Raw genomic sequence first — 26,950 nt, forward strand, 5'->3', positions numbered from 1 at the left:
AGTCAATGAGCGAACGCCTTCTCGTGCTCGTGCGCCACGGCCAGAGCGAATGGAATCTGAAGAACCTGTTCACGGGCTGGAAGGACCCTGACCTCACCGAGCTCGGCGTGAAGGAAGCCAAAGAAGCCGGCCGCAAGCTGAAGGCACAGGGCCTGGTGTTCGACGTCGCCTACACCTCGGTGCTGACGCGCGCGCAGCACACGCTCGATCTCATCCTCGCTGAGCTCGGCCAGGAGGGTCTGCCGACTTCGAAGGACCTCGCGCTCAACGAGCGCGACTACGGCGATCTCTCCGGTCTCAACAAGGACGACGCCCGCAAGAAATGGGGCGAGGAGCAGGTGCTGATCTGGCGCCGCTCCTACGACGTGCCGCCGCCCGGCGGCGAAAGCCTGAAGGACACGCTCGCGCGCGCGTTGCCGTACTACGTGCAGGAGATCCTGCCCGGTGTGCTCAACGGCAAGCGCACGCTGGTTGCCGCCCACGGCAACTCGCTGCGCGCGCTGATCATGGTGCTGGAGAAGCTCTCGCCCGAAGGCATTTTGAAGCGCGAGCTCGCCACCGGCGTGCCGATCATCTACCGCCTCAACGCGGATTCGACCGTGGCCTCGAAGCTGGATCTGGCGGGGTAGACTTTGCCGCAAGCGCGGTGCCGTAGGGTGGGTTAGACGGCGACTGCGCAAAGCGCAGTCGCTGGCGTAACCCACCACTTCTGTTCTGCGGAAACCAGAGAGGTGGATTACGCTGCGCTAACCCACCCTGCGAAATCCTACTGCATCTTGCCTACTGCAGCCCCAGCTGCCCGGCCTCCCAGCCCAGCATCGCCTGCTTGCGGGTGATGCCCCAATGATAGCCGGTGAGCGTGCCGCTCTTGCCGAGTGCGCGGTGGCAGGGCACGACGAAGGAGACCGGGTTCTTGCCGACGGCGGCACCGACGGCGCGTGAAGCCTTGGGATTCCTGATGTTGCAGGCGATGTCGGAATAGGACACTGCGCGGCCCATTGGAATCTTCAAGAGCGTCTCCCACACCCGCACTTCGAAATCGGTGCCGATCAGCACCACGCGCAGCGGCTGGTCCGGCCGCCACAATTTTGGATCGAAGATGCGCGCCGCGAGCGGCGCGGTGCCTTCATGATCTTCCACATAGGTGGCGTTCGGCCAGCGCCGCGTCATGTCGGCGAGCGCGATCTTCTCCTCGCCGTGGTCGGCGAAGGCGAGGCCCGACAGGCCGCGATCGGTGGCGATCACGATCGCGGTGCCGAACGGCGAGGAATGGAAGCCGTAGCGCAGGGTGAGGCCGGCACCGCCGTTCTTCCATTCGCCCGGCGACATCGCTTCATGGGTGACGAAGAGATCGTGCAGCCGGCCCGGCCCGGACAGGCCGGAGTCGAGCGCCGCGTCAAGGATGCTGGCGGAATCCCTGAGCAGGTTCTTGGCGTGGTCGAGGGTGAGCGCCTGCATGAAAGCCTTCGGCGTGATCGAAGCCCAGCGGCGGAACAGATGGTGCAGCTCATCCGGCGTGACGCCAGCGGCATCCGCCATCGCCTCGATGGTCGGTTGCGCGCGCCAGTTCGCCGAGATGAAGGCGATCGCCCGCCGCACCGAATCATAGTCGCGCAACGCGGCGTTCTGGGTGCCCGGCCTGGCCAGGCGCTGGTCATGTATCGCAAGGGTCATCATGACCGGAAATGTAGGGGAGGCGCTGGCGCGAAACCACCCGATTTCCGACTGTGCTCAGGTCGCCGGATGATAGGTCGGGCCGCGCCGCGCGGCGTTGAGAGCCCCCACCAAGGCATTGTAAAAGCTGGCCTTTTCTGCCGGCCCGAGAAAGCCCGCGATGAGCAGGCGGCGGCCGCGGGAGATCAGATAAAGGTGCTCGATGCCGTATTCCTCATCGACCTCTTGGTCGAGCCGGACCCAGAGCGGATTGAAGGTCCATTCGGAAACCTGGCCACGATGACTGACGCGCCGCACCCGCAATTCCGACGGCGTCACCACGATTTCCTCGCTGGCCCGTGCGGCGCGAAAATTGACCTTGAAGGCCCACCAGATCACGAGCACGTCGAGACCGAAGAAGCCGAACACCGGCCAGGCGCCCATCATCAGGAAAGCAAGGCCCGTGACGAAGCCGACGGCGCTCAGGAACAGCATCACGGCGAGAAAGCCGGTGCGGTTCAGCGAGCGGTGCGGCGTCAGCAGCGCGGAGAAGATCTGAGGCTCATCCTCGCTCTCAGATCGCGACCGCGCTATTTCGTTGCTTGTGCTCATCGTCCATCAGTATATCCCGATCATGGCGAAAATCACCCGCAAGCCGGTCCCGCGCAAAGCGGCGGTGCCGAAGAGAACGGCAAGACCGGTCGCGACCAAGCCGAAAGCGCCCGCGAAGAAATCACTTAAAGCCACAAGACCGTGGACGCCGGCCGAGGTCCACGAGGTCTTCAGCCGTTTCCGCAAGGCCAATCCGGAGCCCAAGGGCGAGCTCGAGCACGTCAACCCGTTCACGCTGCTGGTCGCGGTGGTGCTGTCGGCACAGGCGACCGATGCCGGCGTCAACAAGGCGACGCGTGCGCTGTTCGACGTTGCCGACACCCCGCAGAAGATGCTCGATCTCGGTGAGGAGCGCTTGCGCGACTACATCAAGACGATCGGACTCTACCGCACCAAGGCCAGGAACGTGATCGCGCTGTCGGCCAAGCTGCTCAATGAATTCGGCGGCGAGGTGCCGCGCACGCGCACGGAGATCGAGTCATTGCCCGGCGCAGGTCGCAAGACCGCCAACGTCGTGCTCAACATGGCCTTCGGCGAGCACACCATGGCGGTCGACACCCATGTCTTCCGCGTCGGCAACCGCACGGGCCTAGCGCCCGGCAAGACGCCGCTGGAGGTCGAGCTTGGCCTGGAAAAGGTGATCCCGGCCGAGTTCATGCTGCACGCGCATCATTGGCTGATCCTGCACGGCCGTTATACGTGCCTCGCGCGCAAGCCACGCTGCGAAGTCTGCCTGATCAACGATCTCTGTCGCTGGCCGGAGAAGACGGTGTGAGGCAACGCCGCCCCGGGCCGCTATCGCACCTGCCGCGCCGGCTCGATCAGCTCGGGCCGCGGGCCTGACAGGCGCTTGTGCATGTGGACCATGAAGGCCATGCCGAAGATCGGTGTCGCCAGGTTCACGATCGGAATCGAGACGAAGGCGGCGATGAACAGGCCGGCGGTGAAGATGGTCGCGGCATTGTCGCGCCGCATCGCCTTGGCTTCCTCCGGCGGGCGGAAGCGCATCGCGGCGAGCTCGAAATATTCGCGGCCCAGCAGCCAGGCGGCGGCGAGGAAGAAGATCAGGAAACCGGCGCCGGCGAACAGCACCAGCGGCAGAGCGGCGAGATAGACCAGGATGGCCACGAGCGCGGTCTTGATGCCCTCGAGCATCGCCCGGCTGAACGGCAGTGCCGCGCCCGGCCGCTCGGCCGGATAATGCTCGCGCTCGACGATGTCGGCGACGTCGTCGACGAACAGGCTCGCCACCAGCGAGGTGATCGCCGGCATCAGGAAGATGCCGCCGAACACGACGCCGAGACCCGTCGCGATCGAGACGATCCAGGAGAGAACCTCGATCGAAGAATGCCAGCCCGGCCCGAGCAGGCCTTCCAGCCAGACCTCGCCGGAGGTCGCAAACCAGCTGAGCAGCCGCTGCAAGCCGATCGCCAGCACGGTGATCAGCACCAGCGCGAGCCCGATCGACCGCCACAGGATCGAGCGCATCGGCGGCGAGATCAATTGCGACAGCGCCTTGATGGCGGCATCCAGCATGGGGGACCCTCTGAAATAAACACCTCGCGAGAGGTAGACACCCAATGCGGCTTCGGCAAGGGCGGGGGCAGCCCTCGGCCGCGGACGCGGCGCGAGCTCTTGCTCACCCTCCCCTGGAGGGGGAGGGTAAGATCCAGCCTAGTCGTGTCTATGCCCGTGCTTGCGCGCCTTCGCCGACTTGCCGTCCCCCGTCGGGATCATCACCACGCGGCCGTAGCGCACGCCGCGTTCGGCGATGATGTGATCGGCGAAATGCCTGACCTCGGAGGCCGCGCCGCGCAGCGCCGTCATCTCCATGCAATTGTTGTCGTCGAGGTGGACATGCAGCGTCGCCAGCGCGAGGTCGTGGTGGCCGTGGAATTCCTGCACCAGCCGTTTCGACAGATCGCGCGCTGCGTGGTCATAGACGTAGATGAGGCCGGCAACGCATTGGCCGGTTTGCGCGGTGTCCTCGGCGCTCTGCTGCAGGCCGGCGCGCGCGAGGTCGCGGATGATCTCGGAGCGGTTCTGGTAACCGCGCGCTTCGGCCGCGGCGTCGATCTCCGCCAGGAGATCGTCCTCGATCGTGATGGTAATCCGCTGCATCAGATGCTCCCGCTTATGTCCTCTGAACCGTAGCCCGGATGGAGCGAAGCGCAATCCGGGACGGTGCAATATGCGGCAGGACCCCCGGATTTCGCTTACGCTCCATCCGGGCTACACAGCGTCCTTACAGCCGCGTCGCACGCAGCCGCAGCGCGTTGCCGACGACGCTGACCGAGGACAGCGCCATCGCCGCCGCGGCGATGATCGGGGAGAGCAGCAGACCGAACGCCGGATAGAGAACGCCGGCGGCGATCGGAATCCCGGCGGCGTTGTAGATGAAGGCGAAGAACAGGTTCTGCCGGATGTTGCTCATCGTCGCCTGCGACAGTTTTCGCGCGCGGACGATGCCGACGAGGTCGCCCTTGAGCAGCGTCACGCCGGCGCTCTCCATCGCAACGTCGGTGCCGGTGCCCATGGCGATGCCGACCTCGGCCGCCGCCAGTGCCGGCGCGTCGTTGACGCCGTCGCCGGCCATGGCGACGCTGCGGCCGGCCTTCTGCAGCTTGGTCACTACCGCGCTCTTCTGGTCCGGCAGCACTTCGGCCTCGACCTCGGCGATGCCGAGCCGGCGCGCCACGGCCTCGGCCGTGGTGCGGTTGTCTCCGGTCAGCATGATCACCTTGATGCCTTCCGCCGCGAGCGCCTTCAGCGCCTCCGGCGTCGAGGCCTTGACCGGATCGGCGATCGCGAACAGGCCGGCAAGCCGGCCGTCGACGGCCATGTTGATCACGGTGGCGCCGTCACCGCGCAGCCGCTCGGCTTCGGCGGCGAGCGACTCGGTGTCGATGCCGATCGACGACAGATATCTGGCATTGCCGAGCACGATGGTCTTGCCGTCGACCTTGCCCGTCGCGCCCTTGCCCGTCGGCGAGTCGAACTGCTCGACCTGGCCGAGGGTGAGCTGCTTTTCCTTGGCCGCGCGCACGATGGCGTCGGCCAGCGGATGCTCGCTGGCGCGCTCGACGGTGGCCGCCAGCCGGAGGATGTCTTCTTCCGCGAAGCCGGACGCCGGCGCGATCGTCACCACCTTGGGCTTGCCTTCGGTCAGCGTGCCTGTTTTGTCGACCACGAGCGTGTCGATCTTCTCCATACGCTCCAGCGCCTCGGCGTTCTTGATGAGCACACCGCCTTGCGCGCCGCGGCCGACGCCGACCATGATCGACATCGGCGTCGCGAGGCCGAGCGCGCAGGGACATGCGATGATCAGCACGCTGACAGCCGCGACCAGGCCGAAGGCCAGCCGCGGCTCCGGTCCGAACCAGGCCCAGGCACCGAAGGCGGCGAGGGCAACGACGATCACGGCCGGCACGAACCAGCCGGAGACTTGGTCGGCCAGGCGCTGGATCGGCGCGCGCGAGCGCTGCGCATCCGCGACCATTTGCACGATCTGCGACAGCATCGTCTCGCGCCCGACCTTGTCGGCACGTATGATGAAGCTGCCGGACTGGTTCAGCGTGCCGGCAATGACCTTGGCGCCAGTCTCCTTGGTGACCGGCATGGATTCGCCTGTCACGAGTGATTCATCTAGCGACGAGCGGCCTTCGAGGATGACGCCGTCGACCGGCACCTTCTCGCCGGGACGCACGCGCAGGCGATCGCCGGCGTGCAGCGTGTCGATCTCGACCTCGTGCTCGCTGCCGTCGGCGTCGACGCGGCGCGCGGTCTTCGGCGCGAGCTGCAGCAGCGCTTTAATCGCGCCCGAGGTCGCATCGCGGGCGCGCAGCTCCAGCACCTGGCCGAGCAGCACCAGGACGGTGATGACGGCGGCCGCCTCGAAATAGACTGCGACCGCGCCCTCATGGCCGCGGAAGGTGGCGGGGAAGATCTGCGGCGTGACCGTGCCGAGCACGCTGTAGACATAGGCAACGCCCGTACCCATCGCGATCAGCGTGAACATGTTGAGATTGCGCGTCAGCAGCGATTGCCAGCCGCGAACGAAGAACGGCCAGCCGGCCCACAGCACCACGGGCGTTGCAAAGACGAGCTGGATCCAATTCGACACGGTCGGATCGATCCAGCTGTGGGGGCCCGCGAGGTGGCCGCCCATCTCCAGCGCGATCGGCGGCAGCGACAGCACGCCGCCGATCCAGAACCGTCGCGTCATGTCGGCGAGCTCGGGATTTGGGCCGGTCTCAAGGCTTGCGACCTCAGGCTCCAGCGCCATGCCGCAGATCGGGCACGTGCCCGGACCGACTTGGCGGATCTGCGGGTGCATCGGACAGGTGTAGATCGTGCCCGCGGGCATCTCCGGTTCGGGCGCCTTGTCCTTGGCAAGATACTTGGCGGGATCGGCGGCGAACTTGGTGCGGCAGCCGGACGAGCAGAAATGGAAGGTCTCGCCGTGATGTGTGATGCGATGCTTCGAGGTCGCGGGATCGACCATCATGCCGCAGACGGGATCTTTGACCTTGGTTGCGGCGTCGCCGTGATGATGGTCGTGGCCGGCATGATCGCCGTGGCCGCCGCAGCACGAGGTAGCCTCGGGCTTCGCCGCCGGCGCTGCAGCTTTCGTGGAACAGCCGCATCCGGAATGCGTTCCCGCGCTGTGACGATGCTCGTGCTCGTTGTTGTTCATTGCCATGTTCCGGCCTTTGCGCTTGGTCTTGAAACCTATACCCGGTAGGGGTATATAGACCCCATGCGCAAGGACATCAAGGCATCCGTCGGAAAACGTCTCGGCCGAATCGAGGGCCAGGTTCGTGGCCTCTCGAGAATGGTAGAGGAAGACCGCTACTGCATCGACATCGTGACGCAAATCGCGGCGGTGCGCGCCGCGCTGCGCCGGGTCGAGGAAGAGGTTTTGAAGGATCACGTCGCCCATTGCGTCGAGCACGCCATCGCGAGCGGCGACAAGGCCGACCAGCGCGCCAAGATCGCGGAGCTGATGGCGGTGATCGGACGGGCGGATCGGTAGCGCGCGCTCTCTCCACCGCCGTTGCTTCGCTGCGCTCGTGGCGAAGTCTCGTAGGGTGGGCAAAGCGGAGCGTGCCCACCGTCGGTCAGTGATCGCGCCCGAACGTGGGCACGGCGCTTCGCGCCTTTGACCACCCTACGAGACCGTGCGAACCTAAGCCGTCTTCTCCCGCGCCCGCGCGCGATACATCGCGAGCTCGCTCAGCTGCACGAAATGCTCGGAGAAAGCCACACTGGCTCGCGCAGGCGGCGCGCTCACTTCTTGAGCCGGAATTTCACCCGACGTCGCTTCGTCAGCCGCTTCAGGAGCGAGCGGCGGCGCCACGAGCGCTTCTGGAAACACACTGAATGAGCCCGCCACCTCCTCGAGCGGCTTCTGCTTGTCGGCCCAGTGCAAGGCGGTGTAGTCGAACCCGTGCACGATGGTGGGTTTGACGACTTCGAAATAGGGCGAGATGTCGAAGTCGCGGGGCATGTAGAGCGAGGAATCGCGGATGTGCAGTATCTCGCGCCGTGCGGCGCGGCTGCCGGCCTTGGTGATCTTCGGCAGGATCGGGTAGCGCACGGCGTCGAAGGCCTGCGCGATCAGCGCCGAGCAGATGATCTTGGTCGGGTCGCCCGAGCCGATCGCGATCATGCGTCGGCGCCAGCGCTGCGGTATCGGCAGCGGGAACAGATAGCGCATGAGGTCGACGATGTTCTTGGTGTCGTAGCCGAAGCCGATGCGGTTGATCGCATAGCGGCACACCGTGGTGCGATCCTCATAGGACAGCCCGACCGGGCGGCAGACGCGGGTGTGATAGGGGAAATATTTCGACAGCGGCGCCGAGGTGACGCCCTCGCCGATATTGGCCTCGATCAGAACATGCGGCTCGCCATTGGACTCCTCTGCCCCATCGATCGGACCGACATAGAGCGCGGCGTGCGACCAGGTCGACTGCGTCAAGTATTTGATGATGCCGGAGATGCGGTTGTTGCCCTCGACCAGCAGCACGTCGCCGGGCTCGATGATGCCGCGCAGATGCTCGGGGTCGCTCGGCGTGAACGGCTCATAGCCCGGCACCTCCTTTGAGAGGTACGCGGCAATCACCTTGCCGACAGAATCCAGGACCGTCCCCATCTCAACCCCCCACGGCCTTTTCCGGCCGTCTTTTCCCTTCTCTATCATGGTCGAAACGTGTTGCAATTCGGTTCATCACTCTGTGAGATCAAGCATGGTTGATTCACCATCCTGGTTGCTGCGCAACATCGGATACGGCAAGGTTCGCGGGCTGTTCACGTTCGCCGCAAGTCCCCGGAAACCATGACATGACAATCACGCGCCGCGGCTTTCTTTCGGCGTCGGCGGCCCTTGCGGCGATGCCGGTGCTGCGCGCATCGGCCGCGCCCCTGCCGCGCGAGGCTGACATCGTCGTGATTGGCGCGGGGGCGGCGGGAATTGCCGCGGCGCGGCGCATCATCGCGACGGGCCGCAAGGTCATCGTGGTGGAGGCGGCCGCGCAGGTCGGCGGCCGCTGCATCACCGACAGCACCACCTTCGACACGCCGTTCGACCGGGGCGCGCGCTGGATGTACAATCCCGACACCAACCCGATGATCCGGCTGGCGCGCAGTGCCGGGCTGGACGTGCTGCCGGCGCCCTCGGGCCAGAAGATGCGCATTGGCCGCCGCAACGCGCGCGCGGGCGAGACCGAGCAATTCCTAGCCGCCCTGGTGCGCGCCAACCGCGCCATCGACGAGGCCGGACGGGGCAAGCTCGACACCTCCTGCGCATCGGTGCTGCCGAAGGATCTCGGCGACTGGGCCGGCGCGGCCGAGTTCATGCTGGGTGCGAGCTTCGCCGGCAAGGACCTCAAGGAGCTGTCCGCCATCGACAAGGGACGCGCGCAGGACCGCAACGCGGCGATCGCCTGCCGCCAGGGTTTGGGCACACTGATCGCTAGGCTCGCCGAGCAGGCGCCGGTGGCACTCTCGACGCCGGCGAGCCGCATCGCCTGGAGCAGCCGCGACGTCAGCGTCGAGACGCAAGCCGGCAAGATCGCCGCGCGCGCCGCCATCGTCACGGTCTCGACCAATGTGCTGACATCGGGCGCGATCAAGTTCGCACCCGACATTCCCAAGCGGACATTGGATGCGGCATCGAAGCTCAGCCTCGGCAGCTACGATCGTATCGTGCTGCAGCTGCCGGGAAATCCGCTCGGCCTGTCGCGCGACGACATCCTCATCGAGCAGAGCAATTCGACCCGCACGGCGCTGATGTTCGCCAATATCGGCGGCTCCTCGCTGTGCTCGATCGATGTCGGCGGCTCGTTCGGCCGCGAGCTCGCCGATCAGGGCGAGAAGGCCATGGTGGCTTTCGCCAGGGAATGGATCACAAAGCTGTTCGGCAGCGAGGCCGCTTCCGTGGTGCAGAAGACGAGCGCCACACGCTGGAACGCCTCGCCTTACGTGCTGGGCGCGATGTCGGCGTCTGCGCCCGGCGGCCAGCTGTCGCGACGAACCCTGGCCGAGCCGATCGGCAATGTGTTCCTCGCCGGCGAAGCCACGCACGAGACGCTCTGGGGCACCGTCGACGGCGCCTGGGAAAGCGGTGAACGCGCCGCCGATGCAGCCCTGCGCAAGATCGGCGCGCTGAAGGACGAGCCGGCCGACGTGCCGACCCAGTCGACGAAGAAGCGGCGCGTGCCGAAGCAGTAAGACGATCAAGCCGCGATAAATTCCACTGTCGTCCGGACAGGCGCAGCGAAGCGGAGCGCAGATCTACCGTGGTGGCTGTCAAGGTGGCCGACCGGCGATCAGTGTGCGGCATCGTGCTCGGCAGTCAAGGCGGCTTCGCCCCGCCTTGCGGCGGTGGCCTGCGGCCAGCCTTGACGGCCTGCGCTCGCTGCCGCAAGGAGCTGCCATGATCGACGCCTCACTGAACCGCAGCTCCGGTTGAAGCCTGGGCCATTGCGTCCCGCATTTGGGCATTCAGCCGCACCAGCATCTTGCGCATTACCGCCACCATAATCACCTTGCCGGGCTTGCCCCGTGCCCGCAGCCGACCGCAAAACTCCTTAATCTGTGGGTCGAACCGCATCGCCGTACGCGCCGGGTTGAACAGGATCACCTTGATGGACGTACGCCCGGGCGCCAGCCCGCGGCGCTTGCGAATGCTCCCGCTCTCATGGACGCGCGGAGCCAACCCGCCGAGCGCGGTAACTGCCTTGCGGTCGAGCCTGCCGAGTTCGGGCAACTCCGCCAGGATGCCGCGGGCGGTCTGTTCGGCAACACCAATTTGGCCACACAGAATCTCCTCTTTGAAGACCAAATCCGTGTGCTCTTTCTCGTGTCGGGCAAGCTCGGCCGCGATTGCGGCGAGTGCCGCGTCAAGAGCGGCAATCATACGCTCAATAGAACTGCGGACTGCTTCCAGTGCCGCGGTGGCTAGGCGGCAACTCTCCGCGTGCCGCATGGCCTTGAGCTGCCGCTGTCGCGCCATCAAGCAATCCAGCGTCACGTCCTCCCTGTGCCCAGGCCGCAGCTTGCCGGCATCGAGCCGGTCGCGGCCATAGCCACGCAGCAGCTGCGCGTCGATCCGATCCGTTTTTGCCTTGATCCCTTGTGCCTGGCGGAAGGCCCTCACGCCTTGCGAGTGAACGACGGACCACGTGATGGCCCTCTCCGCCAGCGCCGCCTCCAGGTTCCGTTCCCAACCGCCGGTGCGCTCGAACACCACGACATCCCGCGCCGGGTCAAAATGTTCGATCAGAGCCGCGATGCCGGCCGCATCGTTGTCGTACCGTCGCACGCGGTGACAACCTTCAACCGCCGCATCGAGCCAGGATTTGCCAACGTCGACACCAATTACCCGCTTGCCGTTCATACCGACCTCCATCATCCTCGATGGGTCCGGAGCGAGCACTGGATTGCAAACGGGCGAATAGCCCTCTCTACCGTTCGTGCCCGGACCCAGAAGCGCCGGCGGGCCTCAAGATCTGCACGATCGTTACGATCTTCCGGGACCGCGAGGTCCCGCCGGCGTCTGACCTTCCATCAGGAAGGCGCCAACAACATGCAATTCGGGACCCATACTCACAGGGAGTGGTTTGGCGAAGACTCGGAGTTGCCACCTTGCCCCATAACCACTCCCCGGGGTTATGGGTCCCGGGCTCGCGCTACGCGCGCCCCGGGACGACAGCGGAGATGTTACCGCAGCACGCCATCCAGCACCGGCAATCCAAAGATCACCGCCATCGCAATCAGCGCGTAGCAGATGCCGCGAAACACCCTCTCGCTGGCGCGGCCGAACAATGAGCTGCCGAACGCAACGCCAACCGCATAGACCGGGCCGACGATCAGCGACAGCACCAGCGATTCGCGGCTGATCAGGCCGGTCGCCGCGTAGCTGATCATCGAGAAGAAATCCGAGGCGCCGAAGAACAGCACGATGTTGGCGCGCGCGACCATCGGCGCGATCGGGCGGCCGAGCCAGTAGCCGACGATCGGCGGGCCGCCGGTTTGCGCGAGCCCGCTGCAGAAGCCGGAGAGGCCGCCGATGCCCACCGACAGCCAGGCATGGTCCTTGCCGCGATAGCGCCAGCCCGACAGCAGCAGAAGGAGCAGCGCCGCTACGAAGCAGGAGATGATCCAGCGCGTGGTAACGGGTTCGAGCACGCTGAGGAAATAGGTGCCGATGGGTACGCCGATCAGCGCGCCCAGCACTATCACGGCCGTGGCCTTGCGATCGGCCTTCCGCCATGCATCTGGCAGCAGCGGCGCGGCTGCGACGAAATCGATGACGAGAAGCAGGGCAGCAACGAGCCGCGGTGCCGCGATGCTGCTCGCCAGCGGCATGAAGATCAGCGCCGAACCGAAGCCGGAGAAGCCGCGCGCTGTGCCCGAAACGAAAGCGACGGCGCAGAGCGCCGCCGCGATCGTGAGGCTGACGTCCTTCGGAAGGAAGTCAGCAGGACTCATCCGCGCAACGTGCCGCCGGTCTTCTTGGTGACCTCGGCCACGATCTTCGTGGCGACGGCCTCGATCTCCTGATCGGTCAGGGTTTTCTCGCGCGGCTGCAGCGTGATCGCGATCGCGATCGACTTCTTGCCGTCATCGATGCCCTTGCCTTCGTAGATATCGAAGACATTGACGCCGGTGATCAGCTTCTTGTCGACGCCTTGCGCCGCGCGAACGATGTCGCCGGCCTTGACGGCGCGGTCGACAATAAAAGCGAAGTCACGCGACACCGGCTGGAACGCCGAGAGCTCGATCAAGGGCTTGGCGCGCGTCGGCTTCTTCTTCGCCTCGGGGATGCGGTCGAGGATCACCTCGAACACGACAAGCGGCCCGTCGGCGCCGAGCGCTTCGAGCGCTCTGGGGTGCACTTCGCCGAAATATCCGAGCACGTTCTGCGGCCCGATCTGGATCGTGCCGGAGCGGCCCGGATGCAGCCAGCCGGGACCACCCGCCACGATCTGCAGCGCCTGCATCGGCGCGCCGGCGGCCGCCAGCACGGCCAGCGCATCGGCCTTGGCGTCGAACACATCGGCCTGCGCCGAGCCGGTCCAGTGCCGGCCGAGCCCTTCGGACGACGCAAGGCCGCGGCGCACGCCACTCGCCGCCATGAACTGGTCCTGCGGGCGATCGCCCTTGAACACCTGGCCGACCTCGAACAGCGCGACATCGCCGAAGCCGCGATCGGCATTGGCCTGCGCCGCCGCGATCAGGCCGGCCAGCAGGGTCGGGCGCATGTCGGAGAGATCCGAGGCGATCGGGTTGGCAACCTCGAGCTCGCGCTGTCCGCCGCCGAACAATTCGGCCGCAGGCTTGGCGATGAACGACCAGGTCACGGCTTCGACCATGCCGCGGCTCGCGAGCGCGCGCCGCGCGCGGCGGTTGCGCAGCTGCAGCGGCGTCAGCACCGGCTTGCGCGGCTCGTCGCCGCGCTCGAACGGCGTCATCGGCACCTTGTCGACGCCGAAGATGCGGACGATCTCCTCGACGATGTCGGCCTTGCCGTGCACGTCGGAGCGCCAGGACGGCACCGCGACCTTTACCACCGGGCCGGGACCCGCCATCATGAAGCCGAGATGGGTCAGGATGCGCTTCATCTCAACCTGCGGCACCTCAATGCCAGACAGGCGCTTGACTTCGGTGATCGGGAATTCGATCAGGCGGTCGTCGCCAAAGGTCTTGCCGACCAGGACGGTTTCAGAGGGCGCGCCGCCGCACATCTCCATCACCAGCTTGGTCGCGAGCTCGATGCCGGGCACCATGAAGGCCGGATCGACGCCGCGTTCGAAGCGGTAGCGCGCGTCCGAATTGATGCCGAGCTTGCGGCCGGTCTGGGCGATGTTGATCTCGTTCCACAGCGCCGATTCGATCAGCACATCGGTCGTGTTCTCGTCGCAGCCCGACGCTTCGCCGCCCATGATGCCGGCGAGCGATTCGACGCCGTGCTCGTCCGCGATCACGCAAATGGCGGGATCGAGATTGTAGGTGCGGCCGTCGAGCGCCAGCAGGCTCTCGCCCTCGCGCGCGCGGCGCACGACGAGATTGCCCTTCACCTTCTTGGCGTCGAACACGTGCAGCGGGCGCGCGCGGTCGTAGGTCATGAAGTTGGTGATGTCGACCAGCGCGTTGATCGGACGCAGCCCGATCGCGGTCAGCCGCTTCTGCAGCCATTCCGGCGACGGCTTGTTCTTGACGCCACGCACGAGGCGGAGCGCGAAGCCCGGGCAGAGCGTGGCATCCTCGACCGTGACCTTCACGGGGCAGGGGAATTCGCCTTTGATCGGCTTGATCGTGGGATCCTTGAACTTGCCCATGTCGGCGGCGGCGAGATCGCGCGCGATGCCGTGCACGCCGGTGCAGTCCTGCCGGTTCGGCGTCAGATTGATCTCGATGACGGGATCTCCGAGGCCGGCCCATTCGGCGTAGGCAGCACCAATTGGCGCGTCCGCCGGCAATTCCATGATGCCGTCATGATCGTTGGAGATCTGCAGCTCGGCCGCCGAGCACAACATGCCGCGGCTCTCGACGCCGCGGATGGTGCCGACGCCGAGCGTGATATCCTTTCCGGGAATGTAGGTGCCGGGTGGCGAAAACACGCTGACGAGCCCGGTGCGCGCATTCGGCGCGCCGCACACCACCTGCACCGGCGCACCACCGTCGCCGGTGTCGACCATGCAGACGCGCAGGCGATCCGCATTCGGATGCTGCTCGGCCGAGATCACCTTCGCAATGGTGAACGGCTTCAGCGCCTTCGCCTTGTCCTCGATGTTCTCGACCTCGAGCCCGATCATGGTGAGCTTGTCGGCGAGTTTTTCGAGCGGCTCGTCGGTCTCGAGATGATCCTTCAGCCAGGAGAGGGTGAATTTCACGTGCTGAGCCCTCCGGCAAGCGTTGGCACTTCGAGCGGCTTGAAGCCATAGTGGCTCAGCCAGCGGACGTCGCTGTCGAACAGCTGGCGCAAATCGGCGATGCCGTATTTCAGCATGGCGATGCGGTCGATGCCCATGCCCCAGGCGAAGCCCTGGTACTCGTCGGGATCGATGCCGCAGGCGCGCAGCACGTTGGGATGCACCATGCCGCAGCCGAGAATCTCGAGCCAGTCCTCGCCCTCGCCGAAGCGGATCTCGCCCCTGTCGCGGCGGCACTGGATGTCGACTTCGAGCGAAGGCTCGGTGAACGGGAAGAACGAGGGCCGGAAGCGCATGTTGATGTGGTCGACCTCGAAGAACGCCTTGCAGAACTCGTGCAGGATCCATTTGAGATGGCCGAGATGCGAGCTCTTGTCGATGACGAGGCCCTCGACCTGGTGGAATTGCGGCGTGTGGGTCGCGTCCGAATCGATGCGATAGGTGCGGCCCGGGCAGATCACGCGGATCGGCGGCTTCTGGCTCAGCATGGTGCGCACCTGCACCGGCGAGGTGTGGGTCCGCAGCAGCATGCGCGAGCCGTCCTGCTTCGGATGGAAGAAGAACGTGTCGTGCATTTCGCGCGCCGGATGGCCTTCCGGGAAATTCAGCTTGGTGAAGTTGTAATCGTCGGTCTCGATGTCGGGGCCTTCGGCCACCGAGAATCCCATGTCGGCGAAGATGGTGGTGAGCTCGTCCCAGACCTGGCTCAGCGGATGGATGCGGCCGGCCTCAGCCGGCGCATCGCGCAGCGGCAGGGTCACGTCGACGGTCTCGGACGCCAGCCGCGCATCGAGCGCCGCCGACTTCAGCACGTCGCGCCGCGCAGCAAGCGCCTGGCTGACTTCGTCCTTGGCCTGGTTGATCGCCGCGCCTTGCGTCTTGCGCTCGTCCGGCGACATCTTGCCGAGCGTGGCGAGCAGCGCCGAGATCGAGCCCTTCTTGCCGAGGGCTGCAACACGCACGGCCTCGAGCGCGGCCTCGTCGGCAGCGGCGGCGATGTCGGCGATGATCTGGGCTTGGAGCTGGGCAAGATCGGTCATGGCAATCCCTTTTGGCCAGGATGCTGAGCCGATGATCCTAGCCCGTCACGCCCGGCCAAAAGCGCGAAGCGCATCTTCGCGTTAGATTCGCCGGGCATCCACGTCGGAGAAGTGTATGCGCGAGAGATGACGGCCGGGGCGATGAACGCGCGACACGCGCCTCTGCCCGGGCCATCACAAGCTGAACGCTGCGCAAGTCGCGCAGTGGGGCGGCTTACGCCGCCAGCGCGGCTTTGGCCTTCTCGGCGATCGCTTGGAACGCGGCGGGCTCGCGGATCGCGAGATCCGACAGCACCTTGCGGTCCACGGTGATGCCCGACTTGGCAAGGCCGTCGATAAATCGGCTGTAGGTCAGGCCGAACGGACGGACCGCGGCGTTGAGGCGCTGGATCCAGAGCGCGCGGAAGGTGCGCTTGCGACGCTTGCGGTCGCGGAAGGCGTATTGCTGGGCCTTCTCCACGGCCGGCTTGGCGGCGCGGATGGTGTTCTTGCGGCGGCCATAGAAGCCCTTGGCGGCCTTGTAGACTTTCTTGTGCTTGGCGTGGGCGGTCACACCGCGTTTGACGCGAGACATGACGAGATCCTTCAGAGATGACTTTGGTTATCGGATCGCCGCGGGATGCGCGGCAGAGGTGGCAATGATCGTGGACCCGATCAGGCGTTCGGCAAGAAGTACTTCTTGACGTTGTCGCCGTCGGTCTTGAACAGCACGCGGGTGCCGCGGAGCTGACGGATCTGCTTCTTCGTCCGCTTGATCATGCCGTGACGCTTGCCGCGCTGGGCGTGCATCACTTTGCCGGTGGCAGTCACCTTGAAGCGCTTTTTAGCGCCCGATTTGGTCTTCAGCTTGGGCATTTGGCTCTCCTAATGGCCACAGAGATCCGCCCGCGAAGGCGGCTGGACCGTCAAAAATGCTCGTTAGAGCGTTGATTGTGCTCAAGTTTTGCGAACAGGCGCGAAACCCGCACGAGACACCGCCACGGCAGCCCGTAAATCAGCCGGGCGGTGAAGGCTGGGCTTATGACAGAGGAGAGGCCAATTGGCAACGATGAACCGCCGCAACCTGCCCGCCGACTATTGAACGCTGCCACCCCTCATGTCCAAGCCTTCTCGCCTGAAGCAGGTCCAAAATGGCTCATTTCCCGCAACTTCTGATTTCATTCGCCCGCCCGCGCCCTCTGGCGCTGTTCGCCGTGCTCGCCGCGGCTGCGCTGCCACAGGCGGCTGACGCCCGCGCCGGCGGCTATGACGGCATCTGGAACGTCACCTTCGCCACCACCCGCGGCAATTGCAGCTCGGGCTACAGCGTTCCCTTCACCGTGACCGGCACCCGCGTCTCCTCCGCCGGCGGCGGCCGGGTCTCGGGCCGGGTCAACCGTTCCGGCGCTGTCGCCGTGCAGGTCTCGGTCGGCGCCTCCCACGCCAGTGGCGGCGGCCGGCTCGCCGGCGTGAACGGCGCCGGGTCGTGGAAGGGAATTATCTCCGGCGACCAGTGCAGCGGAACCTGGCAGGCGACGAGGACCTGACACACAAAACGGCCCGCCGGGGATCCGGACGGGCCGTTGAATTCTCGAGGTCCTAAAGCGTTGCGCGTCAGCGCGGCGCCAGCACCATTACGACCTGGCGACCTTCGAACCGCGCGTCCTGCTCGACCTTGGCGAGCTCGGCGACGTCGGTCTTGATCTTGTCGAGCAACTTGGTGCCGATCTCCTGGTGCGCCATTTCGCGGCCGCGATAGCGCAGCGTGATCTTGACCTTGTCGCCCTCTTCGAAGAAGCGCTGCATCGCGCGCATCTTCACGTCGTAATCGTGGTCGTCGATCATCGGACGGAGCTTGATCTCCTTGATCTCGACGGTCTTCTGCCGTTTGCGGGCTTCCGCGGCTTTCTTCTGAGCGGAATACTTATACTTCCCGTAGTCCATGATCTTGCAGACGGGAGGGCTGGTATTCGGCGAAATCTCGACCAGATCCATCCCGACTTCCTGCGCCATGCGGATGGCGACGACGGTCTCGACCGTACCTTTGTTGTCACCGGTCTGGTCGATCAGCTGGATCTGCGCATTGCGGATATCATCATTGATGCGCGGCCCGTCTTTGCTGGCAGCGGGCGGAGCTTTATTAGGACGGCGAATGGGTGGTTCTCCAAAGTTGTGAAAGAAGCGGCTATTTTGAAGGAAGATGCGTTTGCCGGCAAGCAAGTCGCTGGTGCGAGGCGCGAAAAACCCTCAAATGCGAGGCATTTTGGTCACGGCCCCCGGCACGCTGACCGACATAGACACCTTGCCTCTGTTCCGCAAGCGTCCCAAAGGACCAATAGCGATGCCGGTCGTGCTTTCGGAACAGGTCCGGACAGCTCAAACCGCACAGCCAGAGTAAACGTTCCATGACCGACGCAATTCCCGATGCCGTGCTTGAGTTCATCGATGTGGGCGAGGGGCCGTCCGCACGCAGGATCGCGGTGCGCCGCCGTCCCGGAAAAGGCCCCGGCCTGGTCTGGCTGGGCGGATTCAAGTCGGACATGCAGGGCGGCAAGGCCGTGGCGCTGGATGCCTGGGCCCACGAGCGCGGCCGCGCAATCGTCCGGTTCGACTATTCCGGCCACGGCGAATCCAGCGGCGATTTCGCCATTGGGACGATCGGCAGCTGGCTCGAGGATAGCGTTGCGGTGTTCGAACGCTTCTGCGACGGCCCGCAAATCCTGATCGGCTCGTCGATGGGCGGCTGGATGGCGCTGCTGCTCGCCCGCGAGATCAGGAAGCGTGCCGGCAAAGCGTCGCTTGCAGGGCTCGTGCTGATCGCGCCGGCGCCCGATTTCACCGAAGAGCTGATGTGGAAGAATTTTTCGCCCGCAGTGAAGAAGGAGATCGAGACCAAGGGCTTCTGGCTGCGCCCATCGGAATATGGCGACGGCTCGCCCTATCCGATCACGCGGAACCTGATCGAGGAGGGACGCAACCACCTCGTGCTGGGCAGCGCCATCGATCTCGGCTGCCCCGTCCGCATCCTGCAAGGCGCGAAGGACCCTGATGTGCCCTGGCAGCACGCGTTTGCGCTGACCCATCGCCTGCCGGCCGACGACGTGGTGCTGACCATGATTCAGGACGGCGATCACCGCCTCTCCCGCCCGCAGGACATCGCGCGCATTCTTGCGGCGGTGGCTGAGATCGGGTGATGTGTCATCTTCCTTCTCCCCTTGCGGGAGAAGGTGGCTTCGCGAAGCGAAGTCGGATGAGGGGTTCTCTCCACGGGCCCGAATGAGAGTTGGACTCGCGGAAGCAACCCCTCACCCGAACGAAATGCGCGTCAACGAGCGGAGCTGGCCTCTCCCGCAAGGGGAGAGGGCATAACAACTGGGAGGCAACGCCAATGACCACCACCGCCATGCTGCGCGCCTTCTGCGATGCCGTCGAGCAGCGCAACGGCGAAGCCTTCGCCCAGCTGTTCACCGAGGACGGCGTCTATCACGATGTCTTCTACGGCGCCTTCGCCGGCCGCGCGAAGATCGCCGCGATGATCGACGACTGGTTCTACCGCACGGCGACCGATTTCCGCTGGGACATGCATGATCCCGTCACCGACGGCACCACGCTCTATGCGCGCTACACCTTCAGCTATAGATCGACCCTGCCGGAAGCAAACGGCGCGCGGGCGATGTTCGAGGGCGTTGCGATCATGACGCTGAAGGGCGGCAGGATCGCCTGCTATCACGAGGTCGCGAACACCGCGCCGGCGTTCGTCGATTTGAACTTCGCCCCGGAGCGGATCGCGAAGATCGTCGCCAAGCAGGGTGCCGAACTGAAGGCGCGGCCGGAGATGCAGCGGCATTTGGACTAGGTCGTCATTCCGGGGCGCGCGAAGCGCGAACCCGGAATCCATTTCAACTCTTGGCCTGCGGCCCGATGGATTCCGGGTCTGCGCCTGACGGCGCATCCCGGAATGACGACCGGAGAGAGGCGCGCGCTCCTACCGCTTCGACGGATTCACCATCGGCTTGCGCTGCGCCAGCGCGGCCACCGTCGCGGTGCCGATCGGACCCTGTTCGTCATAGAGCCAGCATTCGCCGATCGCGACACCGTCGGTGGCGTGGTGGTTCACCACCTCGAAGCCGATCCACTCCGTCGCCGGCAGGCGGTGCAGATAGATCGTGACGTCGCTGTTGATGTAGCCGAGCCCCTGGTCGCCGGCATTGGCAAACGGGCTCGCAAAATCGGCGCCGGTGGCGACGCGGACGAACGGCGTCATCGGGGTGCCCGCGACGAGCTCACGCACCTCGCTCATCCACAATCTGCGCGGGCCGAGCGAGCCCATATGGCCGACGATCGGGCGCGTCGCCCATTTGCCGTTCATGCCGAGCCTGGGATCGGTCGGCTTGGGGATCTCGGCCGGCTTCGGCGCGTCCCAGTTCGGCGGCGACCAGACCTTGCCATCGGCATTTTGCGTCTTGCGCAGCAGCTGGCACGAGGCGCGCGCCATGCTGACCCCGCCGGAAAAGAACTCCGCTTCCACCACGCGGATGCGCATGCCGTCGCGCACCAGCCGCGTCGTCACTTCGATCGGCTTGTCGATGGTCGGCAGCCGGAACATGTCGACCGTGAGCCGCGCCGGCACGAATTCGGGCCCGGAATGGCGCTCCTCGATGACGAAGCCGAGCAGGCCGACGATGACGCGTCCGTGCAGCGATTTCGGATCCCATGGACCGTTGGCGACTTCCGTCGGATGGAATGTATCGCCGTCGCGGGTGAAGAAAGGCATGCTTGTCATGACGCGCGAGATTGCGGGAATGGGCGGGGAAATCAAGGGTGGTGAGAGCATGTGCCAGCCACAACACGAGTGTCATCGCCCGGCTTGACCGGGCGATCCAGTACTCCGCGGCAGTTGTGATTGAATCGATAGGCCGCGGCGTACTGGATTCCCCGCCTTCGCGGGGAATGACTACGGTGAGCTAGGAAGCGGCGCGCCACTCCTTGCGCACACTCTCGTCGTGCTCGTTACTGATCGCAGCACCCTTCATCGCCTCAAACTCTTCGCGCGCCAGCAACTGGCCCAGCGCCCACACCGCCGCGCCGCGCACCAGCGGACTTGCGTCATCCAACAATCGCCGCGCCGCCTCAGCCAGCGCCACCTCGCCTGAGTTGCCGATCGCAATCAGCACATTGCGCACGAACCGGTCGCGGCCGATGCGCTTCACCGGCGATTTCGTGAACAGCGCACGGAATGCCGCGTCGTCCAGCCGTGCCAGCTCAGCGAGCGAGGGCGCGCGCAACTCGTCGCGCGCGGCGAGTTTTGCCTCACGCCCCTCTTGCGCAAACTTGTTCCAGGGGCAGGCGGCAAGGCAATCATCGCAGCCATAGATGCGGTTGCCGATGCTCTTGCGAAACTCGTGCGGGATCGGGCCCTTGTTCTCGATGGTCAGATACGAGATGCAGCGCCGCGCATCTAGCTTGTAGGGCGCTGGAAACGCCGCGGTCGGGCAGATGTCGAGGCAGGCTCGGCACGAGCCGCAATGATCGATCTCGGGTTCGTCGCGCGGCAGCTCCAGCGTGGTGTAGATCGCGCCGAGAAACAGCCACGAGCCGAACTCGCGCGAGACGAGATTGGTGTGCTTGCCCTGCCAGCCCAGATGCGCGGCCTGCGCCAGCGGCTTCTCCATCACTGCCGCGGTGTCGACGAACACCTTCACCTCGCTCGGCGCGGTCGCGACCAGCCAGCGCGCCAGCGCCTTCAGCCGCTTCTTGATGAGGTCGTGATAGTCGTCGCCTTGCGCATAGACCGAGATCGCCGCGCGCGCGCGCTGCTTCAGGATCGCGAGCGGATCGGAGTCGGGACCGTAATTGACGCCGAGCATGATCACGCTGCGCACATCGGCCCACAGCCCGCGCGGGTCGACGCGGCGCTCCGGCTGGTTCGCAAGCCAATCCATGTCGCCATGGCCGCCCGAGGCGATGAATTCGAGGAAGTGTTGTCCGGCTGCATCGATCGAGCCCGGCGCGGTGACGCCGATGCAGTCGAAGCCGAGCGCGTGCGCTTCGCGCGCCAGCGCCGCCTTCAGTTCAGTCGGGTCGCAGCTCAGAAATCCAGGTCTACATAGGTCCGCGACGCCGGCACGCCGGCCAGCCATTCGCTGAGGAGCGGACGGAACGACGGGCGGGATTTCACCCGCGCGTACCACGCCTTTGCTGCGTCGTCCTCGCTCCATGGCACGTCGCCCAGATAGTCGATCGCCGAAAGGTGCGCCGCGGCGGCGAGATCCGCGTAGGTGAGCCGGTCGCCGGCGAGGAAGTTGCGGGTCTGCGCCAGCCAGCCGATATAGGCCAGATGATAGCGCACATTGGCCTTCGCTGCGCGCATCACGTCGGCCGAAGGCGGCCCGCCGCCGTTCTCCTCGCTCATGAAGCGCTTGTAGATGCGCTCGGTGACGAGTGGATGCGAGACTTCCTCGAAGAACTTTTCGTTGAACCAGGCCATCAGCCGGCGCACCTCGACACGCTCGGCAAGCGTCTCCGGCATCAGGCGCTTGGGGCCCATCCCGGCCCCATAGGCCTCATCGACATATTCGGCGATGATGGCCGCGCCCGGAATCGGCGGCTGCTCGTCGTCCACCAGCACGGGCGTGGTGCCGGCCGCATTGAGCAGCAGAAACGCCTCGCGCCGCTCCCAGCTGCGCTCCTCGATCAGCTTCAGGTCGAGCCCGTATTCACCCGCGATCAGGCGAATGAAGCGCGAATGCGGACAGAACGGATGATGAAACAGCGTAAACATGAAGCCTTTGACTATGTGATGGTGCTTAAGAATCCATCAATGTTTGTGCGGCGCCACACTAGTCCTTCAAAACCTCGAAGCAAGGGCGTGATTTGGCATTTTGCGATTGCGGCATGGGGTCGAATAGGCGAGAAGAGCCCCGCTTTTCCAGCCGAAATGGACCGTAAATATGTCAGACGCTATACGGGCAGTGATCCTCGGCATCATCGAGGGCGTGACCGAGTTCCTTCCCGTATCCTCGACCGGCCACCTCCTGATCGCCGAGCGCTTCTTTCATCTCGGCGAAGGCGCGTTCTGGGATTCGTTTACGGTTCTGATCCAGCTGGGCGCGATTCTCGCGATCGTGGGGCTGTACTTCCGCAAGCTGTGGGACGTCGTGATCGGCCTGTTCACGGGCGATGCCTATGCTCGCCGCTTCGTGATCGGCGTGCTGGTCGCATTCCTGCCCGCTGTCATCGTCGGCCTCGTCGCCGGTAAGTACATCAAGCTCCTGCTGTTCAATCCGTGGGTCATCTGCTTCACACTGATCGTCGGCGGCGCCGTCCTGCTCTGGGTCGACAAGCTCGAGCTCAAGCCGCGCGAGTATGATGCCACCAGATTTCCGCTCTTGATGTATCTCTATATCGGCATCGCGCAGTGCGTGGCCATGATCCCGGGCGTGTCGCGCTCCGGCGCCAGCATCGTCGCCGCGATGTTGCTCGGAGCCGACAAGCGCGCGGCGGCGGAATTCTCGTTCTTTCTGGCGATCCCCACCATGATCGGCGCGTTCGCCTACGACTTCTACAAGAGCCGCGCCGAGATGACGATGGACCACATCAACATCGTCGCGATCGGCTTCGTGGTGTCGTTCATCACCGCGATCATCGTGGTGAAGACGTTTTTGACCTATGTCACCCGGCACGGTTTCCTGCTGTTCGCCTGGTGGCGCGTGATCGTCGGCACCCTCGGCCTGATCGCGCTGGCGCTGGGACGGTAGGCCCTTGGTCCGTAGCCCGGATGGAGCGCAGCGCATCCCGGTCCGTCATCACTTGGGGCACGATCCCGGTATACGCTGCGCTCCATCCGGGCTACGCCTTCAACGCAATATAAGCTTTTGATCGGTACTCAGTTTCGCAATGCCGGGCGGCGCGCCCGGCGCAGGAGCTGAGCCATGACCCTCGTCAACGGCTGGGGGCGCTTCCCGGTCGTCGATACCGAGATGCTGCGTCCGCGCGCGTTCGCGTCGGTAGCCGACGCCATCGTGTCCGGCACCGTGGCGCGCGGCAATGGCCGTGCCTATGGCGATGCCGCGATCGGGACCGTCAGGACCGTGACGATGACGGGCTTCGACCGCATCAGGTGGTTCGATCCGGCGACCGGCCGAATCCGCCTCGAGGCCGGCGTGCTGCTCTCGGACCTGATCGAGACCTTCGGCCCGCGCGGCTTCCTGCCCTTCGTACTGCCCGGCACGCGTTTCGTGTCGATCGGCGGCGCCATCGCCGCCGACGTGCACGGCAAGAATCACCATTGTGAAGGCGGCTTCGGCCGCTATGTCGACAGCATCCTGCTGCGCACGGGCGAGGGCGAATTGATCGAAGCCTCGCGCGAGCAGAACTCCGACGCATTCTTTGCGACAATCGGCGGCATGGGCCTGACCGGGGTCATCCTCGAAGCGACCTTGCGGCTGCGCAAGGTCGAAACTGGGTGGATCCGCGAGCGCGTGATCTCGGCATCCGATCTCGATGCCGCGATGCGCGCGCTCGATGCAGGCGATGCCGCAACTTATTCGGTGGCCTGGATCGATTGCGCTGCCCGCGGCAAGGATCTCGGCCGCTCGCTGATCTATCTCGGCGAGCACGCCGGCAAGGACGAGCTTCCTGCCGGCGCCGCGGCGTTTCCCGCCGGCAAGCATCCCGGTCTTGGCGTGCCCATCGATTTGCCCTCGATGACGCTGAACCGCTTCAGCATCCGCGCCTTCAACGAGCTGTACTACCGCATGGGCGCGCGCCGGGCCGGCGGCAGCCATGTGGTCTCGCTCTATCCCTATTTCTTCCCGCTCGACAGCCTTGCCGACTGGAATCGCATCTACGGCAAGCGCGGCTTTCTGCAGCATCAATGCGTGATACCCGAGAACGGCGCGCGCGACGTGGTCGGCGAGATTCTGGGTCGCGTCGCGCGGCGCGGCGATGCCTCCTTCCTCGCGGTGCTGAAGAAGCTCGGCGAGGGCGAGGGCATCCTGTCGTTTCCGCTGCCCGGCTACACGCTGGGGCTGGATTTCCCTGTGCGCGGCGACATCCTGAATTTTCTCGACGAGATCGACCGTCTCGTTGTCGCGGCCGGTGGCCGGCTCTATCTTGCCAAGGATGCGCGCCAGTCGCGCGAGACGCTCGAAGCCGGCTATCCCGCCCTGCCGCGCTTCAACGCGATCCGCAAAGCGCTCGACCCCGCCGGCAACATCCGCTCCAAGCTTTCACAACGTCTGTTCGATGAGGTCTAGGCCGTGACGTCGCGCAAGTCTGTACTGGTGCTGGGCGGCTCATCCGACATCGGCCGCGCCACGGCGCGCGCCTTTGCCAAAGCGGGATACGATGTGGGGCTCGCCGGCCGCGGCGTCGGCGCGCTGGAGCCTGACGCCGCCGATCTTCGCGCGCGCTACGATGTCGAGGTCGGTGTTCACACATTCGACGTGCTCGACACCGCCTCATTCGAGGGCTTCGTCGGCGGCCTGCCCGCGCTGCCCGATGTCGTCATCTCGATCGTCGGCCTGCTTGGTGTGCAAGAGAGCGCGCAGAGCGATCTCGCCCAGGCCACCGCGATCATGCGCTCCAACTACGAAGGTCCGGCGCTGATCCTCGGCCTGTTCGCGGAGAAGTTCTTGGGCCGCGGCAGCGGCACGCTGGTCGGCGTGTCCTCGGTCGCCGGCGATCGCGGCCGCGCCTCCAACTATGTCTATGGCTCGGCCAAGGCCGGCTTCTCCGCCTTCCTGTCCGGCCTGCGCGCCCGCGCCAGCCGTGGCGGCGTGCACGTCGTCACGGTCAAGCCCGGCTTCGTCCGCACCAGGATGACCGAAGGCATGAAGCTGATCGGCCCGCTCACCGTCGAAGCCCCCGTCGTCGGCGCTGCGATCCTTCGCGCCGTCGAGAGCAAGACCGACATCGTCTATGTCAGCGGCAGATGGCGCCTCGTGATGCTGATCATCAAGACGCTGCCGGAAGCGGTGTTCAAGAAGCTGAAGTTTTGAAAGTCGTGTAACAGGCCAGTCTTCGCTCCAGCGACAGTGCACCCCCTCGCCCCGTTCTTACGGGGAGAGGGTTGCGGTGAGGGGCCTCTCTCCGCACGAGCGGTCTTCGAGAGACCTGTACCCCCTCACCCGGATTGCTGCGCAATCCGACCTCTCCCCGCAAAGCGGGGCGAGGTAAAGAAGATCCCTCACACGCTCATGCGCTGGAACTGGCCCTGCGGGCGGAAGCGCCAGAGATATTGCGGGGCGATCGCTTCCAGCGAGTCGGCCTGGATGCCGAGGCCTTCCAGCGTCAGCCCGGCCGCCTTCGCCGCATCCGACACGATATTGTCGCGCTCGAGCAGCGTGACCTGGTCCGGCGTCAGCTTGAACGCGCCCGGCGCGAATTGCAGGAAGTTGGCCTGGAAGCGGGCGAGGCCGAACGTCAGCGGCACCAGCATGCGCTTGCGGTCGGTGATTTCGAGGATCGCCTCGATGATCTCGCGCATGGTCAGCACTTCCGGCCCGCCGAGCTCGTAAGTGGCGCCCGCCTTGGCTTTGCCGTCGGCAGCATCCGCGATCGCGCTGGCGACGTCGCCGACATAGACCGGCTGCATCTTGGTCTCGCCGCCGATCAGGGGCAGCACGGGCGACATCCGTGCCAGCGCGGCAAAGCGGTTGGTGAACTGGTCCTCGGGGCCGAACATCACGGACGGGCGGAAGATCGTGGCGGAGGGAACCGCGGCCAGAACCGCGGCTTCGCCGGCCGCCTTGGCCTTGGCATAGCGTGAGGGCGACTGCGCATCGGCCCCGATCGCCGAGACATGCACCAGCGCGCTACCTGCGGCGGCCGCCGCCTTGGCGACGGTCTCGGCGCCCTTGGCCTGGACGGCGTCAAACGTCTGCCCGCCGCTCTCGGTGAGCACGCCGACCAGGTTGATCACGACATGCGAATCACGCAGCGCCGCCTCCACCGAGGCCGGATAGCGCAGATTCGCCTGCACGGTGTGGACCTGCCCGACCCGGCCGAGCGGCTGGAGGTATCCGGCGAGTTCCGGCCGCCGCACCGCAACCCGGACCCGGTAATCCCGCTTGCACAGGGCGCGGACGACGCTGCGGCCCAAAAACCCCGATCCGCCGAAAACCGTGACGAGCGTGTCCAGATTCGATGCCATGGGAGCCGTTCCTGCGGAAAAGAGTGCGTCTTGTCAGGCTTGTATCGGGCCGGTTTGCGATGCGCAATCGGCAT

At 65.5% G+C, this 26,950-nt stretch carries 27 protein-coding genes; 10 read left to right on the plus strand and 17 right to left on the minus strand.

Annotated features, from left to right (window positions below):
* Nucleotides 1-5: 5 nt before the first annotated feature.
* Complete coding sequence (locus tag N2605_RS34900) at nucleotides 6-629, plus strand: 2,3-bisphosphoglycerate-dependent phosphoglycerate mutase (protein WP_036003261.1); 624 nt, start codon at nucleotides 6-8, stop codon at nucleotides 627-629.
* Between the two features lie 151 nt (nucleotides 630-780).
* Here N2605_RS34900 and N2605_RS34905 read toward each other — a convergent pair whose 3' ends face one another.
* Both N2605_RS34905 and N2605_RS34910 read right to left on the minus strand, forming a co-directional pair.
* Nucleotides 781-1,677: a methylated-DNA--[protein]-cysteine S-methyltransferase gene (locus N2605_RS34905; protein ID WP_036024351.1), complete on the minus strand. Its 897-nt coding sequence runs from the start codon at nucleotides 1,675-1,677 to the stop codon at nucleotides 781-783.
* Between the two features lie 54 nt (nucleotides 1,678-1,731).
* Nucleotides 1,732-2,265, minus strand: coding sequence for a DUF2244 domain-containing protein (locus N2605_RS34910; protein ID WP_260345213.1), 534 nt, complete (start codon nucleotides 2,263-2,265; stop codon nucleotides 1,732-1,734).
* Between the two features lie 22 nt (nucleotides 2,266-2,287).
* On the opposite strand from N2605_RS34910, the gene nth reads away from it, so the two are divergent.
* Nucleotides 2,288-3,040 carry an endonuclease III gene (nth, locus tag N2605_RS34915; RefSeq protein ID WP_192893023.1) on the plus strand — a complete coding sequence of 251 codons (753 nt, stop codon included), beginning with the start codon at nucleotides 2,288-2,290 and terminating at the stop codon, nucleotides 3,038-3,040.
* A 20-nt stretch (nucleotides 3,041-3,060) separates the two neighbouring features.
* Here nth and N2605_RS34920 read toward each other — a convergent pair whose 3' ends face one another.
* The 3 genes from N2605_RS34920 to N2605_RS34930 all read right to left on the minus strand — a co-directional run bounded on the left by N2605_RS34920 (nucleotide 3,061) and on the right by N2605_RS34930 (nucleotide 6,961).
* Nucleotides 3,061-3,801: a sulfate transporter family protein gene (locus tag N2605_RS34920; protein WP_036024354.1), complete on the minus strand. Its 741-nt coding sequence runs from the start codon at nucleotides 3,799-3,801 to the stop codon at nucleotides 3,061-3,063.
* Nucleotides 3,802-3,939: 138 nt separating this feature from the next.
* The gene (gene nikR / locus N2605_RS34925) at nucleotides 3,940-4,386 is read right to left on the minus strand and encodes a nickel-responsive transcriptional regulator NikR (protein WP_109141916.1); all 447 of its coding nucleotides are present in this window, start codon (nucleotides 4,384-4,386) and stop codon (nucleotides 3,940-3,942) included.
* Between the two features lie 124 nt (nucleotides 4,387-4,510).
* Complete coding sequence (locus N2605_RS34930) at nucleotides 4,511-6,961, minus strand: heavy metal translocating P-type ATPase (RefSeq protein WP_260345215.1); 2,451 nt, start codon at nucleotides 6,959-6,961, stop codon at nucleotides 4,511-4,513.
* Between the two features lie 63 nt (nucleotides 6,962-7,024).
* Here N2605_RS34930 and N2605_RS34935 point away from each other — a divergent pair, with 63 nt between their 5' ends.
* The gene (locus N2605_RS34935) at nucleotides 7,025-7,300 is read left to right on the plus strand and encodes a metal-sensitive transcriptional regulator (protein ID WP_036003300.1); all 276 of its coding nucleotides are present in this window, start codon (nucleotides 7,025-7,027) and stop codon (nucleotides 7,298-7,300) included.
* 153 nt (nucleotides 7,301-7,453) lie between these two features.
* Here the strand turns inward: N2605_RS34935 and N2605_RS34940 are convergent, their stop codons facing one another.
* Nucleotides 7,454-8,419: a YiiX/YebB-like N1pC/P60 family cysteine hydrolase gene (locus N2605_RS34940; protein ID WP_074447580.1), complete on the minus strand. Its 966-nt coding sequence runs from the start codon at nucleotides 8,417-8,419 to the stop codon at nucleotides 7,454-7,456.
* A 188-nt stretch (nucleotides 8,420-8,607) separates the two neighbouring features.
* Here N2605_RS34940 and N2605_RS34945 point away from each other — a divergent pair, with 188 nt between their 5' ends.
* Nucleotides 8,608-9,996 carry a flavin monoamine oxidase family protein gene (locus N2605_RS34945; protein WP_260345216.1) on the plus strand — a complete coding sequence of 463 codons (1,389 nt, stop codon included), beginning with the start codon at nucleotides 8,608-8,610 and terminating at the stop codon, nucleotides 9,994-9,996.
* Between the two features lie 217 nt (nucleotides 9,997-10,213).
* On the opposite strand, the gene N2605_RS34950 is transcribed toward N2605_RS34945, so the two are convergent.
* The 6 genes from N2605_RS34950 to rpmI form a co-directional block, all read right to left on the minus strand.
* Nucleotides 10,214-11,164 (minus strand): IS110 family transposase, encoded by a 951-nt coding sequence (locus tag N2605_RS34950; RefSeq protein ID WP_260345218.1) that lies wholly within the window; start codon nucleotides 11,162-11,164, stop codon nucleotides 10,214-10,216.
* Between the two features lie 323 nt (nucleotides 11,165-11,487).
* Nucleotides 11,488-12,258 (minus strand): sulfite exporter TauE/SafE family protein, encoded by a 771-nt coding sequence (locus N2605_RS34955; protein ID WP_260345219.1) that lies wholly within the window; start codon nucleotides 12,256-12,258, stop codon nucleotides 11,488-11,490.
* Complete coding sequence (pheT, locus tag N2605_RS34960; protein WP_260345222.1) at nucleotides 12,255-14,663, minus strand: phenylalanine--tRNA ligase subunit beta; 2,409 nt, start codon at nucleotides 14,661-14,663, stop codon at nucleotides 12,255-12,257. Before pheT ends, N2605_RS34955 begins: the two co-directional genes overlap by 4 nt.
* On the minus strand, nucleotides 14,660-15,742 hold the full coding sequence (gene pheS / locus N2605_RS34965) for a phenylalanine--tRNA ligase subunit alpha (RefSeq protein ID WP_260345224.1): 1,083 nt from the start codon (nucleotides 15,740-15,742) through the stop codon (nucleotides 14,660-14,662). The genes pheT and pheS overlap by 4 nt, the downstream gene beginning before the upstream one ends.
* A gap of 214 nt (nucleotides 15,743-15,956) precedes the next feature.
* On the minus strand, nucleotides 15,957-16,316 hold the full coding sequence (rplT, locus tag N2605_RS34970; RefSeq protein ID WP_027550107.1) for a 50S ribosomal protein L20: 360 nt from the start codon (nucleotides 16,314-16,316) through the stop codon (nucleotides 15,957-15,959).
* A gap of 80 nt (nucleotides 16,317-16,396) precedes the next feature.
* Entirely contained in the window at nucleotides 16,397-16,597 is a 201-nt protein-coding gene (gene rpmI, locus N2605_RS34975) for a 50S ribosomal protein L35 (protein WP_008539890.1), read from the minus strand.
* Nucleotides 16,598-16,872: 275 nt separating this feature from the next.
* Here rpmI and N2605_RS34980 point away from each other — a divergent pair, with 275 nt between their 5' ends.
* On the plus strand, nucleotides 16,873-17,268 hold the full coding sequence (locus tag N2605_RS34980) for a hypothetical protein (protein ID WP_036024380.1): 396 nt from the start codon (nucleotides 16,873-16,875) through the stop codon (nucleotides 17,266-17,268).
* A gap of 67 nt (nucleotides 17,269-17,335) precedes the next feature.
* On the opposite strand, the gene infC is transcribed toward N2605_RS34980, so the two are convergent.
* Nucleotides 17,336-17,875 carry a translation initiation factor IF-3 gene (gene infC / locus N2605_RS34985; RefSeq protein WP_074447655.1) on the minus strand — a complete coding sequence of 180 codons (540 nt, stop codon included), beginning with the start codon at nucleotides 17,873-17,875 and terminating at the stop codon, nucleotides 17,336-17,338.
* A gap of 251 nt (nucleotides 17,876-18,126) precedes the next feature.
* Between infC and N2605_RS34990 the strand changes: the two genes are divergently transcribed.
* Both N2605_RS34990 and N2605_RS34995 read left to right on the plus strand, forming a co-directional pair.
* Nucleotides 18,127-18,915: an alpha/beta hydrolase gene (locus tag N2605_RS34990; protein WP_225114666.1), complete on the plus strand. Its 789-nt coding sequence runs from the start codon at nucleotides 18,127-18,129 to the stop codon at nucleotides 18,913-18,915.
* 194 nt (nucleotides 18,916-19,109) lie between these two features.
* Complete coding sequence (locus N2605_RS34995) at nucleotides 19,110-19,577, plus strand: nuclear transport factor 2 family protein (protein WP_260345235.1); 468 nt, start codon at nucleotides 19,110-19,112, stop codon at nucleotides 19,575-19,577.
* A gap of 129 nt (nucleotides 19,578-19,706) precedes the next feature.
* Here N2605_RS34995 and N2605_RS35000 read toward each other — a convergent pair whose 3' ends face one another.
* From N2605_RS35000 to N2605_RS35010, 3 genes are all read right to left on the minus strand, one after another.
* Complete coding sequence (locus N2605_RS35000; RefSeq protein WP_260345236.1) at nucleotides 19,707-20,504, minus strand: thioesterase family protein; 798 nt, start codon at nucleotides 20,502-20,504, stop codon at nucleotides 19,707-19,709.
* Nucleotides 20,505-20,685: 181 nt separating this feature from the next.
* Nucleotides 20,686-21,861 carry a tRNA epoxyqueuosine(34) reductase QueG gene (gene queG, locus N2605_RS35005; protein ID WP_260345237.1) on the minus strand — a complete coding sequence of 392 codons (1,176 nt, stop codon included), beginning with the start codon at nucleotides 21,859-21,861 and terminating at the stop codon, nucleotides 20,686-20,688.
* Nucleotides 21,810-22,502: a glutathione S-transferase family protein gene (locus tag N2605_RS35010; protein WP_036024387.1), complete on the minus strand. Its 693-nt coding sequence runs from the start codon at nucleotides 22,500-22,502 to the stop codon at nucleotides 21,810-21,812. The genes queG and N2605_RS35010 overlap by 52 nt, the downstream gene beginning before the upstream one ends.
* A gap of 169 nt (nucleotides 22,503-22,671) precedes the next feature.
* Here N2605_RS35010 and N2605_RS35015 point away from each other — a divergent pair, with 169 nt between their 5' ends.
* From N2605_RS35015 to N2605_RS35025, 3 genes are all read left to right on the plus strand, one after another.
* The gene (locus N2605_RS35015) at nucleotides 22,672-23,478 is read left to right on the plus strand and encodes an undecaprenyl-diphosphate phosphatase (RefSeq protein WP_036003355.1); all 807 of its coding nucleotides are present in this window, start codon (nucleotides 22,672-22,674) and stop codon (nucleotides 23,476-23,478) included.
* 174 nt (nucleotides 23,479-23,652) lie between these two features.
* The gene (locus tag N2605_RS35020; RefSeq protein ID WP_260345238.1) at nucleotides 23,653-24,978 is read left to right on the plus strand and encodes an FAD-binding oxidoreductase; all 1,326 of its coding nucleotides are present in this window, start codon (nucleotides 23,653-23,655) and stop codon (nucleotides 24,976-24,978) included.
* Nucleotides 24,979-24,981: 3 nt separating this feature from the next.
* Nucleotides 24,982-25,722, plus strand: a complete 741-nt coding sequence (locus N2605_RS35025) for an SDR family oxidoreductase (protein WP_225114672.1) — start codon at nucleotides 24,982-24,984, stop codon at nucleotides 25,720-25,722.
* A gap of 188 nt (nucleotides 25,723-25,910) precedes the next feature.
* Here N2605_RS35025 and N2605_RS35030 read toward each other — a convergent pair whose 3' ends face one another.
* Complete coding sequence (locus N2605_RS35030; RefSeq protein ID WP_260345239.1) at nucleotides 25,911-26,876, minus strand: complex I NDUFA9 subunit family protein; 966 nt, start codon at nucleotides 26,874-26,876, stop codon at nucleotides 25,911-25,913.
* Nucleotides 26,877-26,950 lie beyond the last annotated feature (74 nt).

Source organism: Bradyrhizobium yuanmingense (genome assembly GCF_025200905.1).
In the GTDB taxonomy this organism is placed as follows: domain Bacteria; phylum Pseudomonadota; class Alphaproteobacteria; order Rhizobiales; family Xanthobacteraceae; genus Bradyrhizobium; species Bradyrhizobium yuanmingense.

Bases quoted from the DNA above. Each gene is read 5' to 3' on its own strand.
- N2605_RS35020 (WP_260345238.1), top strand. From the start codon at position 23,653: ATGACCCTCGTCAACGGCTGGGGGCGCTTCCCGGTCGTCGATACCGAG.
- N2605_RS35015 (WP_036003355.1), top strand. From the start codon at position 22,672: ATGTCAGACGCTATACGGGCAGTGATCCTCGGCATCATCGAGGGCGTG.
- N2605_RS34920 (WP_036024354.1), bottom strand. From the start codon at position 3,801: ATGCTGGATGCCGCCATCAAGGCGCTGTCGCAATTGATCTCGCCGCCG.
- rpmI (WP_008539890.1), bottom strand. From the start codon at position 16,597: ATGCCCAAGCTGAAGACCAAATCGGGCGCTAAAAAGCGCTTCAAGGTG.
- N2605_RS35000 (WP_260345236.1), bottom strand. From the start codon at position 20,504: ATGACAAGCATGCCTTTCTTCACCCGCGACGGCGATACATTCCATCCG.
- N2605_RS34910 (WP_260345213.1), bottom strand. From the start codon at position 2,265: ATGAGCACAAGCAACGAAATAGCGCGGTCGCGATCTGAGAGCGAGGAT.
- N2605_RS34950 (WP_260345218.1), bottom strand. From the start codon at position 11,164: ATGAACGGCAAGCGGGTAATTGGTGTCGACGTTGGCAAATCCTGGCTC.
- N2605_RS34905 (WP_036024351.1), bottom strand. From the start codon at position 1,677: ATGATGACCCTTGCGATACATGACCAGCGCCTGGCCAGGCCGGGCACC.
- N2605_RS34940 (WP_074447580.1), bottom strand. From the start codon at position 8,419: ATGGGGACGGTCCTGGATTCTGTCGGCAAGGTGATTGCCGCGTACCTC.
- nikR (WP_109141916.1), bottom strand. From the start codon at position 4,386: ATGCAGCGGATTACCATCACGATCGAGGACGATCTCCTGGCGGAGATC.
- N2605_RS34900 (WP_036003261.1), top strand. From the start codon at position 6: ATGAGCGAACGCCTTCTCGTGCTCGTGCGCCACGGCCAGAGCGAATGG.
- rplT (WP_027550107.1), bottom strand. From the start codon at position 16,316: ATGTCTCGCGTCAAACGCGGTGTGACCGCCCACGCCAAGCACAAGAAA.
- N2605_RS34995 (WP_260345235.1), top strand. From the start codon at position 19,110: ATGACCACCACCGCCATGCTGCGCGCCTTCTGCGATGCCGTCGAGCAG.
- N2605_RS35030 (WP_260345239.1), bottom strand. From the start codon at position 26,876: ATGGCATCGAATCTGGACACGCTCGTCACGGTTTTCGGCGGATCGGGG.
- N2605_RS34955 (WP_260345219.1), bottom strand. From the start codon at position 12,258: ATGAGTCCTGCTGACTTCCTTCCGAAGGACGTCAGCCTCACGATCGCG.
- N2605_RS34990 (WP_225114666.1), top strand. From the start codon at position 18,127: ATGACCGACGCAATTCCCGATGCCGTGCTTGAGTTCATCGATGTGGGC.
- N2605_RS34945 (WP_260345216.1), top strand. From the start codon at position 8,608: ATGACAATCACGCGCCGCGGCTTTCTTTCGGCGTCGGCGGCCCTTGCG.
- N2605_RS34980 (WP_036024380.1), top strand. From the start codon at position 16,873: ATGGCTCATTTCCCGCAACTTCTGATTTCATTCGCCCGCCCGCGCCCT.
- N2605_RS34935 (WP_036003300.1), top strand. From the start codon at position 7,025: ATGCGCAAGGACATCAAGGCATCCGTCGGAAAACGTCTCGGCCGAATC.
- nth (WP_192893023.1), top strand. From the start codon at position 2,288: ATGGCGAAAATCACCCGCAAGCCGGTCCCGCGCAAAGCGGCGGTGCCG.
- pheS (WP_260345224.1), bottom strand. From the start codon at position 15,742: ATGACCGATCTTGCCCAGCTCCAAGCCCAGATCATCGCCGACATCGCC.
- N2605_RS34930 (WP_260345215.1), bottom strand. From the start codon at position 6,961: ATGAACAACAACGAGCACGAGCATCGTCACAGCGCGGGAACGCATTCC.
- queG (WP_260345237.1), bottom strand. From the start codon at position 21,861: ATGGCTGGCCGGCGTGCCGGCGTCGCGGACCTATGTAGACCTGGATTT.
- N2605_RS35010 (WP_036024387.1), bottom strand. From the start codon at position 22,502: ATGTTTACGCTGTTTCATCATCCGTTCTGTCCGCATTCGCGCTTCATT.